This window comes from Halomonas shantousis (assembly GCF_054654615.1).
In genome coordinates, this window is the sequence record NZ_BAAIER010000002.1 from 3,138,460 (window position 1) to 3,150,123 (window position 11,664).

Sequence of the window (11,664 nt, forward strand, 5' to 3'; positions counted from 1 at the left end):
GTCGAAACAACAATAAACATACGCCCATACCGGCACTGGCGCCGGGCATGCCCAGCCGACACGAGATGAGGAGAAATGTCGTGAACGAAACACTGAAGGATTCCTCACGCCGAAAGTTCGTGAAGAGCTCGCTGCTGATCATCCCCTCGGTCACGCTGACGGCAAGAGCGGTTTTTGCTCAATCCAAGACACCCGACATTTCACTCGCCGACTACCAGCCGGAATTTTTCTCGCCGCAGGAGTGGCGGTTCATTCTCGCCGCCTGCGACCGATTGCTCCCCTCGGACGACACTGGTCCCGGAGCGCTGGAAACCAATGTCCCGATATTCATCGACAGGGAATTGCAGGGGGATTATGGCACGGGATCGGACTGGTACATGCAAGGCCCCTTCGAGCCCGATGCACCTGCATCACAGGGTTATCAATTGCCCTTCACTCCCGCCGAGCTCTATCAGCACGGCATCCGGGCCACCGAGCGCTATTGCCAGGCCGAGCATGGCCAGTCCTTCGCCGCCCTGGATACCGCTCAGCGTGACGCCATTCTGGCCGATCTGGAAAGCGACGACATTGACTTCACCCAGTACGACGAGCCCACCTTGCCCGCCGGCGTCTTCTTCGAGTTTCTGCTGACCAATACCAAGGAGGGGTACTTGGCGGACCCGATCCATGGCGGCAACAAGCACATGGCGGCCTGGAAGATGCTCGGCTTTCCCGGCGCCCGCGCCAGCTTCCTGGAGTGGGTTCCTCAACATGGCGTCGAGTATCCGCTGGGGCCGGTCAGTCTTTCCGGCGAGCGCGGTTAGCCCGACGGCTCGATGCTCCCTACCTACCCCCCCGGATGCCTTGCCGTGAGACCGCGTCAGACGGTTCCGGCTTCATGCTTTACAAGGAGAGAACCATGGCAGATCTGAAACGCGCCACGCGCAAGGAGCCTGTCGATGTCGTCATTATCGGGCTCGGGTGGACAGGTTCCATCATGGGCATGGAACTGACCGATGCCGGTCTTGACGTTCTCGCCCTGGAGCGGGGACCGGATCGTACCAATGAAGATTTTGCCTATCCCAAGCCCGCCGATGAACTGACCTACGGGGTACGTCTGAAGCTCCTGCAACGTCCCTCCCAATCGGCCCTGACCATTCGCAACGGCATGAACGACATGGCGCTTCCTCAACGCCGCTGGCAGTCGTTCCACCCGGGCGATGGGGTTGGCGGAGCAGGCGTGCACTGGACCGGCGTGCTGTATCGCGCAACACCGGTCGAGCTGGAGTTAAAGAGTTTCGCGAATGAGCGTTTCGAGCCGGGATTCCTGCCCGAAGACATGACCATCCAGGACTACGGGGTCAGCTACGACGAACTGGAGCCGCACTACGACTTTTTCGAGAAAGTCTGTGGCCTTTCGGGACAGGCCGGCAATCTGCGCGGTGAAATTCAGCCGGGCGGCAATCCCTTCGAGGGGCCGCGTCAGAATCCGTTTCCCTTGCCTCCGCTACCGCGCACGCATGCCGATGCGCTATTCACCGAGGCGACCCGCAACCTTGGCTGGCATCCGTATCCCTACCCTTCCGCCAACGTCTCTCAGGCCTGGACCAACCCCTACGGCATGCAGCTCGGGCCGTGCAATTTCTGCGGCTACTGCAGCAACTACGGCTGTCTCAACTACTCGAAGGCCTCGCCGCAGTGCTGCATCCTGGATCGCCTCAAGCAGCGCGAGAATTTCAGCTACCGTGCCAATTGCGAAGTCCGCCGCATCGTCACCGACTCGACGGGCAGGAAAGCCATTGGTGTGCTGTATGTCGACAAGGACGGCAACGAAATCCTTCAACCCACGGAGATGGTCGTGCTGGCCGCCTTCCCGCTGACCAATGTGTGGCTGCTGCTGATGTCGAAACTCGGCAAGCCCTACGATCCCGTCAGCAATACCGGCGTGGTGGGACGCAACTTCTCCTACCAGGTCACCGGCTCCATGGACATGTATTTCGAGGACAAGCACTTCAACCCCTTCGTCCATGCCGGCGGCAGCGGTCAGGTCATCGACGATTTCAGCCCGGACACCTTCGATACGGCAAAATACGGTTTCTTCGGCGGCTCCTACATTTATACGACTCAAGGCCCGGCCGGAGCCATCTCGGGTGTTCGGGTCCCCCCCGACACACCGGCGTGGGGAAGCGAGTGGAAGAAGCAGGCCAAGGCCCACTATGGTCATCACATGATGCTCGGCACCACCGGCACCAACATGGCGTACCGAGACTGCTATCTCGACCTGGACCCCAACTACACGGACCCGCATGGCGATCCGCTGCTGCGCATGACCTACGATTTCCACGACAACGATCTGCGCATGACGGCTTTCATGGGCGAGCGCATGCGCGAGATCGTCAAGGAGCTGAACCCGACCTATCACACCGAGAGTATCTATGGCGGTGGCGATCACTATGACGCCACCCGCTACCAGTCCACCCATCTGGTGGGTGGCGCAGTGATGGGAACCGACCCTTCGACTTCGGTGCTCAATCGTTATCTTCAGCACTGGGATGTCCCCAACCTGTTCGTGATGGGCGCCAGCGCCTTTCCCCAGAACATGCAGCACAACCCCACCGGTACCGTCGCGGCGCTGACCTACTGGTCGGCCAAGGCGATTCGCGAGCAATATCTCAAAGATCCGCGCCCATTGGTTCAGGCATAGGGAAACGATAATGAAACACACCATCGTGTCCGTGGGATTGCTGGGGATCGGGGCGGGGCTGATCCAGGCACCGAGCTGGGCGGCGGACCAGGCACTCATCGATCGGGGGGAATACCTGGCACGCGCAGGGGATTGCATCGCCTGCCACACGGCACCGGACGGCAAGCCCTATGCCGGAGGCCTGTCGCTGCTCAGCCCCTTCGGTAACATCTATTCCACCAACATTACGCCCGACAAGCAGGCGGGAATCGGCGACTATTCGCGAGAGGATTTCGCCAAGGCCCTGCGCCAAGGCAAGCGCAAGGATGGCGCCAATCTCTACCCGGCCATGCCCTACCCTTCCTATGCGAAGCTCAGCGACGAGGATGTCGATGCACTCTATGCCTATTTCATGGAGGGCGTCGAGCCGGTCAATGAACAGCCACCGCAGACGGACCTCAATTGGCCGTTCAGCATGCGTTGGGGGCTATCGATCTGGAACTGGGCCTTCGCACCGGATGCCGAACCCTTCACGCCGAGGGAGGAGTGGGACGAGGAGCTTAACCGAGGCGCGTATCTGGTACAGGGGCTGGGCCACTGCGGGAGCTGCCACACACCGCGAGGCATGCTCTACCAGCTCAAAGGCTTCAACGGTACGGACGAGGATTACCTGCGAGGTGCCGAGCTGGAAGGCTGGCTGGCGCCGAGCCTGCGCGGCGGGGTGGACGATACGGAAGGCCGAGAGGATATCCATGGCGTCGAAGACTGGTCGCTGGCGGAGCTGGTCGATTATCTCGGCACGGGACGTAACGCCTATACCGCCGCCACCGGCGAAATGGCACCCGTCATTGAGCACAGTCTCGCTTACCTCAGCGATGACGACCTGAATGCCATGGCACGCTACCTCAAGTCATTGGCTGCTGACAGCGTACAGCCTGTCACGGCATCCAACGCGCCCGGCGACTCGGCTCAGCCGCCGCCTATGACCGCCGTCGTGGACGACGCACCCAGCACACCGACCGAAAGGACCCTCGAAGCCGCCAAGGTGGCGGTGGACTCCGGAGAGCGGCTGTATCTGGACAACTGCAATGCCTGCCACTTCACCGATGGCCGGGGTGCCTCGCGGGTCTTCCCGCAACTCAATGGCAATCCCACGCTCAATGCCGCCAACCCCACGGCGCTGATTCATGTAATCCTGGCTGGCGCGAAGATGCCCTCCACCCAACGTGCCCCCATGGCCATCCCCATGCCCGGTTTCGCCTGGCGGCTCGATGATGACGAAGTGGCCCGTCTGGCAACCTTCCTGCGAGGTGCCTGGGATAACGATGCAGACGAAGTCAGTGCCGATCAGGTGGCGGAGGTCCGCAGCGGGCTGGAAGGTCCGGTGATTGGCGAGCCCAACTGGTAGATAACGCCAATGGCCCCGAAAGGGGCCATATGGCTCAGGCATTGAATGCGCTAACCGTGCGTTCCGCGCCCGGTCTTGTCCTGAAGCTCGTCGATGCGTTTGGAGGCTTCGGCCTTGGTCAGGTTCTCATCGAACTCGACCCCGGCCTCTTCGCAAAGGGTCTGCAGATAGGATTTCTGGGCGCCGGTCATGGCCTCGTCTCCAGTTGTCCAGTTTCCCGGATCCTTCCTCAGATTGCTGTTGTCCGTCTCGGGCTCGTTCTTGGGATGATCCGTCATCGTTACCTCCCGGGTTGCTCCTGGGGTATATCGAGTGCGCCACCAGAGTGATCGCACTGCATTGAAACTGGATAAAAATATAGACCACGCCACACCGGATGTCAGTGCGAGAGCGCTCACCTCACGACTCTGCCAGCGCGACCGACTCGAATATCGAGTTCCGGTTCCGGCTAGTCATTTCCCCCTGCGTCCTTACACTGAACCCAACTTCGCCACTGGGTATATCGTCGTGCTGGACCGAGACACTTGCCGTCAGGCCCGCCTGTCACGCGATGCGCGCTTCGATGGCCACTTCTTCACCGCCGTGACGACCACCGGCATTTACTGTCGCCCGGTGTGTCCGGCCACCCCGCCTCACGAACACAACGTGAAGTACTACCTTACGGCCGCTGAAGCAGCCCGGGCCGGCTATCGCCCTTGCCTGCGCTGCCGTCCGGAGAGCGCTCCCGGCTCGCCGGCCTGGAAAGGCGTGGATACGACACTGGAACGAGCGCTGCACTTGATCGATGCGGGAGCCCTTCAGGATGGCACCCTCTCCCGGCTCAGTGAGCGCCTGGGAATCAGCGATCGCTACCTGCGTCAGCTATTTCAGCGACGTTTCGGCGTATCCCCCAAAACGTATGCCCTCTATCGCCAATGCCTGTTCGCCAAGCAGTTGCTGCATCAGACTCACCTGTCGGTGACGGAGGTGGCCTATGCCAGCGGCTTTCGCAGCCTGCGACGCTTCAATGATGCCTTCAGGAAGCACATGGGGCTCAGTCCCAGCCAAGTGCGCCGTGACGCTACCGCGTCCTGCGGCAAGCAACTGGTGTTGCAGCTCGCCTATCGCCCGCCCTATCACTGGGAGGCGCTGCAGGATTTCCTGACCAGACGCCTGATCGGGGGCGTGGAGTGGATCGGGAGCGATCATTACGGTCGCAGCTTTGTCTGGCAGCAGTCCAAGGGACACTTCACTGCCAGTCACGACCCCCGGCACCACCGCTTTCTGGTCGCGCTGGAGATCGACGATCTCTCGGCCATGCAAGGCGTGGTGGCCAATATTCGTCGAATTCTCGACCTGGATGCGGATACCCGAACGATCGAAAGGCATCTGGCCCGGGCGATTCCTGGCTTGGCGTTGATCGAGGGGCTGCGCTTGCCGGGCATCTGGAGTCTTTTCGAAGCCGGCGTCCGGGCCATCCTCGGTCAGCAAGTATCGATCATGGCGGCACATCGCTTGGTACAGACGCTGGTTGACCAGTTGGGCGAACCGCTCGATGAGCGGCGACGGTGTTTTCCCGAACCCGCCTGTATTGCGGATAGCGATCTCACGTTCCTGAAGATGCCTGACGCACGCCGCGAAACGTTACGCCGCTTCGCCGCATGGTATCTGGCGAATGAAGCGCCGCAGGACGCCTCCCGATGGTTGACGTTGAAAGGCATCGGCCAATGGACGGTGGACTACGCCAGGATGCGTGGCGCCAGCGATCCGGACATCTGGCTGGGCGGCGACCTCGGCGTCAGGAAAGCGCTCGGCGAGCTGGGCGATGCCTCGCCAGACACGGCTTCCCCCTGGCGTAGTTATCTCACCTTCCAACTCTGGAATCGCTGACATGTACGTGGATTATCTCGCCCTACCTCTCGAGTCCTCCCTCGGCCTGCTGGAGATACGCGCCAGTGACGCGGGAATCACCCATATTTTATTCGTCGACGAACCGACGACAGAAAGCCGGGGGCACGCGCTGATCGAGCGCTGCAAGACGCAGCTTGCGGAGTACTTCCAGGGCAGGCGCCAAGGCTTCGATGTGCCGCTGACGCCTCAGGGCACTGCCTTCCAGCAGCGGGTATGGAGTCAGCTTCGCCAGGTGCCCTACGGACAGACATGTAGCTATGCGGCGATTTCGAACGCCATCGGTTGTCCGCAGAGCCATCGTGCCGTGGGCGCCGCCAACGGCCGCAATCCACTGTCGATCATCGTGCCTTGCCATCGTGTGATCGGCAGTAGTGGCAAGCTGACCGGCTATGCCGGCGGGCTGGAACGCAAGCAGTGGCTACTTCGCCATGAACGGCAGTGTCTGGAATACGAACCTGGTTCATGATCGCTTTAGCTCATGACAATTCCGGCTCATGACAACAGCGGGATGATCTCGCCACGCAGAGATCGCTCATTGACCCATAGTTTCCCCAGGGTGATCGGCAGCTTGAAGCGCCGCTTGCCGGCGCCACCGGGATTAAACAGTAGCCTACCCGCCTGCCACTCGTTGCGCGGTTTGTGCGAATGGCCATGAAGCACCGCATCGCAGGGCGTCGTAGAGATGAAATCGGCAATGTCGTGCACCAGATGCAGCCGCCAGCCGTTGACGATGAGATCCTGGGTGTCGGGCAACCGCTCGGCCCACGACCGGGTATCGATATTGCCACGCACGGTGAACAGCGGCGCCATCTCGGCCAGACGCGTCAGGATGGCCTGGTCCTCATCCTTGCCGCCCACATCGCCGAGATGCAGGATCAGCTCGCACCCCTGCAACGCCGAGACGGCCTCCTCACGCAGCAGTCCGTGAGTGTCGGCAATCACCCCGACAGGCGACTCGATCTCGATGTTCGACAGTTGCGGATTCTCTTCGGGCATCATTCTGCTTCCTTGCGTGGATTCCGACGGGGCGGCAGATTCGTCAGGGCTTAAGTTCTGTCTGAAAAGTCGGCGAGCGATACTCAGGCAAGGCAAAAATCAGCGATAAACGGACTGGGCCCGCATTCGGGTTTACGTGCTGTAAATGAGCATTTTGATCGGACTCGCGCCCGAGCTGGTTTTTAACACTGCATGAGTGAGCGCAGACATTTTTCAGACAGAGCGTAGCGTACCGACGGCCTGCATGGCCTCACCAGGATGGCGACTCGACCGCCTGGCGTTCAATCTCCTGAAGGTGGCGCTCGAGGGTGAACACATGCGTATCCTCGTGACCCATTTCGCGCAGTGCGACGGCAAGATGCAGCAGATAGTCACGATTGGGGCCGCTGGGTCCCGAGGAGCGGGCGATCTGCCGGGCGATGTCGCGCTCCGGGGCGGGTCCCAGCCACGCCTCGTTGTCCTCGGCGGCAATATAGACCAGCCCCTCGGCCCGGTTGCCGTCATCGAACGCGAGCGGCGTGACGACACGCAGGTAACCATTCTTCTCGCGGTGGTCGAGATGCGCGAAGACCTCGGGGGTGACGAGATACGCCATTCCGGCACACGTGCTGCCCGCCTCGGCGATCAGCGTGACCACGCGCCCCGGCGACTCCGGCGTGCCGCGATGATCGTGCGAGCCCTGCCAGAAGCGGCGAATCCAGCCGCGAATGCTGGCCGGACGACGCTCCAGATAGGGAAAGTCCGCCTTGTAGATCAACGAACCGTAACCGAACAGCCAGACCCGATCGTGCGCGTCGAAGTGCATCATCTGGCGATTGATATCGATGGTATTGGCGGACATGGAAAACGCTCGTCTCCTCGGCCTGTCTTGCCAGGTAAAAATGATGGAAATCTCACTATAACGCAGCGGCTACCTCGCGTATCGCGACAGAAACCGGTAAACCTGCCGTCATTTCCCTCGGCAGCCGGACATCGGCGGCCGAGAAAACAAAAGACCCCGCCATGTGGCGGGGTCCAGTTTCATCGCAGGCGGCCGATGCGAGTCGGTCGGCGCTATCGTTCAGGCAGTGGCCTCGGCCCGAGTCCCGGTGGACTGTTCGACGCCGCCGAGAGACTGGTCACTCAAGCGTTGCTGGCCTGCCTGGCCGTTGATCGGGATCTGACGCGGGCGCTGCTCTTCCGGCACCACGCGCAGCAGATCGACGACAAGCAGTCCATTCTCGAGACGAGCCCCCTGCACTTCGATGTTCTCGTCCAGACGGAACGAGAGCTTGAAGGCACGTTGGGCGATGCCGCGATGCAGGTAAGTCACCTGAGTATTGGTATTGTCGGGCTTGTCGGTCTTGATGCTGCTGATGGTCAGCACGCGGTTCTCGACATCGACGCTGAGCTCGTCTTCGGCAAAGCCCGCCGCGGCCACCACGATCTGATAATCGTTTTCGCCACGCTTCTCCACGTTGTAGGGAGGATAGCTCGGTGCGTCGCTCTGCATTGCATACTCGAACAGATCGTTGAGACGATCGAAGCCGATGCTGCGACGGAACAGCGGTGAAAGAGACATGGTGTTCATGACAAACCTCCTGATGATTCAGCGAAGCTCTATAGTTGGCAAACCCAATCAGTTGGCGTTTGCCGCCGCTTGGGCCCTGCTTTCGGCACGGGCCCTCTCGCGACATTATGTTAAATATAGGCAAGCCTGAAACTTTCAAGGGCCGTCTGAAAAATTATCCCTCCAGACGGCCAAAAGCCTGTTACCCCGCCACTCCCGGTAAATGAGTACTTACATCCTCGTTTCAAGAGGCACGAATCTGGCACCCCGCATAATGCCGAAGTCCCCTACTCCGGAAGGTCGGTCACCGCTCCCAGGGAGGCCGAACTGACCGTCCGCGCGTACTTGGCCAGCACACCCCGCCGGTAGCGTGGCGCCGGCTGCGTCCAGGCGGCACGACGGCGTTTCATTTCTTCCTCGCTGATGGCGACGCTGAGCGTATCGGCCTCGGCATCGATGGTGATCTCGTCACCGTCCTCGACCAGGGCGATCGGTCCGCCGTTGAACGCTTCCGGCGTGATATGGCCGACCACGAAGCCATGGCTGCCGCCGGAGAAGCGCCCGTCGGTGATCAGCGCCACGTCGTTGCCCAGGCCCCGGCCCATGATCGCCGAAGTGGGAGTGAGCATCTCGCGCATGCCGGGCCCGCCTCTCGGCCCTTCGTAGCGGATCACCAGCACATCGCCAGCGACTACCGTGCCGTCGTTGATGCGTGCCTGCGCTTCCTCCTCCGAGCCGAACACACGGGCGCGACCGGTGAAGCGCACTCCCTCCTTGCCGGTAATCTTGGCCACCGCGCCCTCGGGGGCAAGATTGCCGTAAAGAATGCGCAGGTGACTCTGCGCCTTGAGCGGCTTGTCGAGCGGCGCGATGATGGTCTGGTCATGCGGATACGGCGCGACGCCGTCGAGGTTTTCGGCCAGCGTTCTGCCGGTCACGGTCAGGCAGTCGCCATGCAGGAGCCCGGCATCGAGCAGGATCTTCATCAGCGGCTGGATGCCACCGATCGCCACCAGTTCGCTCATCATGTAGTGGCCGCTGGGACGCAGGTCGGCAACCACCGGCACGCGCCTGCCGATCTCGGTGAAATCACTCAGCGTCAGCTCGACACCGATGGTATTGGCCATGGCGATCAGGTGCAGCACCGCATTGGTCGAGCCGCCCAGCGCGATCACCACGGTAATGGCATTCTCGAATGCTTCACGCGTCATGATATCGGAGGGCTTGATATCGCGTTCGAGCAGTTGCAGGACCGCGGCCCCGGCAGCACGGCTGTCATCGAGCTTGTGCCGGGAGACAGCGTTCTGCGCCGAGCTTCCGGGCAGGCTCATGCCCAGCGCCTCGATCGCCGAGGCCATGGTGTTGGCGGTGTACATGCCGCCGCAGGAGCCGGGACCGGGAATCGCCGTCTCCTCGATTCTCTTGACGTCGATCAGCGACAGATCGCCGCGCGAGTGGGCGCCCATCGCTTCGAATACCGAAACGATATCGGTGTGCCCCTCGCCGGGCATGATGGTGCCGCCGTAGACGAACACGCTGGGGCGGTTGAGCCGAGCCAATCCCATCACGCAGCCGGGCATGTTCTTGTCGCAGCCGCCGATCGCCACCAGGCCGTCGAAGCCTTCGCAACCGGCCACCGTCTCGATCGAATCGCAGATCACCTCGCGCGAGACCATCGAGTACTTCATACCCTCCGTACCGTTGGCGATCCCGTCGCTGATGGTGATGGTATTGAATATCACGCCCTTGCCACCGGCCTCGTCGGCACCGGCGCAGGCTTCATCGGCCAGCAGGCCGATATGGCTGTTGCAGGGCGTGACACGGCTCCAGGTCGAGGCAATGCCGACCTGGGGCTTGCGGAAATCCTCGTCGCCGAAACCTACCGCGCGCAGCATGGCGCGGCTGGCGGCCTTGCCCGGCCCGTCGACGACGGGGCCCGAATAGCGCCGCCGATGATCCGGTGGCGAATGCTGCTCATCACTCATGGCATGACCTCGCTTGCATGTCTCTTTCCGATCCGTGGTTCCGGCCTGCCGTCTCTTTCAGCGGCTGATTGGCCTCAGACAACCTTAGTATCGTTCGCAGGCTTTCAACCAGTCCCTCAAACGACAAACCCGTGCCAAGGCACGGGTTTCGTTGAGCAGCCATTGCGCGCTGCGACGCTAACGCAGCAAGCGCGAGGGCCCTATCCCAGGGTGAATTGCGCGACCAACGTCAACGCTGCAGCGACGGAGGCCGCTATCATCGCGGCGACCAACAGACGGCCATCGCGGGGTTTGTCCTGAGTGAGCGGAATCGCCTTGATCTCAGGCTGCTGAAACTCAGACGGCTGGCGGCGAGCATGGTGCGGATGGCGTCGGGTCATGAGACGGCTCCTCGACAGATGGGCGGGCCGAACCGGATGAAGGCACCAAGGGCAACCCCCTGGCGATGAGATACCTCACACGGACTCGGGTCACTTTTTCATGCTTCTTACCAAACAGCATATACCAAGTCAGTCCGATTCACTGACTTTCCCATGCTCCGCAGGATAAGCCTCATCGCGGCGGTAAAGCACAAGGTTCAGCGCTCGCCCTGCCGCCACTGCGGTTGCAGTTCATGCTGCCCTCGTTCGTCGGTGACGAACAACGTGCCCTCGCTGATCATCAGGTTCCACTTGATGGAACGCGGCAGATCCCTCGCAAGCTCGGTCAGCGGCTCCTGGGGCAGCGTGGCGACATGCACGTTGTTCAGCGAGGCGACGCCGGGCAGCACCTTCGTTTCCCATACGCGCAGGTTGCCATAGGCCAGCAATGACACCCGCTCGGCACGCCGCGAACACCAGGTCAACCGTTCGGCGTCGGGCTGGCCGACCTCGATCCAGTGCAGGATTCGCCCATCCAGACTCTTTTCCCACAACGCGGGCTCGTCGACCTCGGACAGGCCGCGACCGAAGGCCAACTGCTCGGCGTACCACAGCGCATGCGCCAGCAGACGCACGACCAGACGCTCCTCGGTCTCCGAAGGGTGGCGGGCAACAGTGAAACGCTGATTCTCGTACACCCCACGATCTAGATCGGTAAGGCTGAGTTCGACTTTGTAGGGCGTGGAGGACAAGGCCATGGGTAGACGTTTCCAGACAGTTCGATGGGCCGCCAGTCTATCTGGAAACGTTCGGAA

The 11,664-nt window shown here is 61.6% G+C and carries 12 protein-coding genes; 5 read left to right on the top strand and 7 right to left on the bottom strand.

The annotated features are described in order from the left end of the window. The first annotated feature begins 80 nt into the window (after positions 1-80). From ACYQ12_RS14875 to ACYQ12_RS14885, 3 genes are all read left to right on the top strand, one after another. Positions 81-803, top strand: coding sequence for a gluconate 2-dehydrogenase subunit 3 family protein (locus ACYQ12_RS14875; protein ID WP_459873214.1), 723 nt, complete (start codon positions 81-83; stop codon positions 801-803). A gap of 95 nt (positions 804-898) precedes the next feature. Further along, on the top strand, positions 899-2,683 hold the full coding sequence (locus ACYQ12_RS14880) for a GMC family oxidoreductase (RefSeq protein ID WP_459873216.1): 1,785 nt from the start codon (positions 899-901) through the stop codon (positions 2,681-2,683). 10 nt (positions 2,684-2,693) lie between these two features. Then, positions 2,694-4,070: a cytochrome c gene (locus ACYQ12_RS14885; protein ID WP_459873219.1), complete on the top strand. Its 1,377-nt coding sequence runs from the start codon at positions 2,694-2,696 to the stop codon at positions 4,068-4,070. A gap of 50 nt (positions 4,071-4,120) precedes the next feature. Here the strand turns inward: ACYQ12_RS14885 and ACYQ12_RS14890 are convergent, their stop codons facing one another. Further along, the gene (locus ACYQ12_RS14890) at positions 4,121-4,348 is read right to left on the bottom strand and encodes a DUF3072 domain-containing protein (RefSeq protein WP_459873222.1); all 228 of its coding nucleotides are present in this window, start codon (positions 4,346-4,348) and stop codon (positions 4,121-4,123) included. Positions 4,349-4,577: 229 nt separating this feature from the next. Here ACYQ12_RS14890 and ACYQ12_RS14895 point away from each other — a divergent pair, with 229 nt between their 5' ends. Together ACYQ12_RS14895 and ACYQ12_RS14900 are read left to right on the top strand one after the other, a co-directional pair. Continuing rightward, the gene (locus tag ACYQ12_RS14895) at positions 4,578-5,939 is read left to right on the top strand and encodes a DNA-3-methyladenine glycosylase 2 family protein (protein WP_459873224.1); all 1,362 of its coding nucleotides are present in this window, start codon (positions 4,578-4,580) and stop codon (positions 5,937-5,939) included. 1 nt (position 5,940) lies between these two features. Then, entirely contained in the window at positions 5,941-6,426 is a 486-nt protein-coding gene (locus tag ACYQ12_RS14900) for a methylated-DNA--[protein]-cysteine S-methyltransferase (RefSeq protein WP_459873226.1), read from the top strand. 26 nt (positions 6,427-6,452) lie between these two features. On the opposite strand, the gene ACYQ12_RS14905 is transcribed toward ACYQ12_RS14900, so the two are convergent. From ACYQ12_RS14905 to ACYQ12_RS14930, 6 genes are all read right to left on the bottom strand, one after another. Next, positions 6,453-6,959, bottom strand: coding sequence for a metallophosphoesterase family protein (locus tag ACYQ12_RS14905; RefSeq protein WP_459873228.1), 507 nt, complete (start codon positions 6,957-6,959; stop codon positions 6,453-6,455). Positions 6,960-7,206: 247 nt separating this feature from the next. After that, positions 7,207-7,797, bottom strand: coding sequence for a gamma-glutamylcyclotransferase (locus ACYQ12_RS14910; protein ID WP_459873230.1), 591 nt, complete (start codon positions 7,795-7,797; stop codon positions 7,207-7,209). Between the two features lie 219 nt (positions 7,798-8,016). After that, a complete protein-coding gene (locus ACYQ12_RS14915) occupies positions 8,017-8,526 on the bottom strand; it encodes an Hsp20 family protein (protein WP_459873232.1) in 510 nt (169 codons plus the stop codon). Between the two features lie 266 nt (positions 8,527-8,792). Beyond that, positions 8,793-10,490: a dihydroxy-acid dehydratase gene (ilvD, locus tag ACYQ12_RS14920; RefSeq protein ID WP_459873234.1), complete on the bottom strand. Its 1,698-nt coding sequence runs from the start codon at positions 10,488-10,490 to the stop codon at positions 8,793-8,795. Positions 10,491-10,690: 200 nt separating this feature from the next. Next, positions 10,691-10,870: a hypothetical protein gene (locus ACYQ12_RS14925; RefSeq protein WP_459873236.1), complete on the bottom strand. Its 180-nt coding sequence runs from the start codon at positions 10,868-10,870 to the stop codon at positions 10,691-10,693. Between the two features lie 197 nt (positions 10,871-11,067). Further along, positions 11,068-11,607, bottom strand: a complete 540-nt coding sequence (locus ACYQ12_RS14930; RefSeq protein WP_459873238.1) for a YaeQ family protein — start codon at positions 11,605-11,607, stop codon at positions 11,068-11,070. Positions 11,608-11,664: the final 57 nt, after the last annotated feature.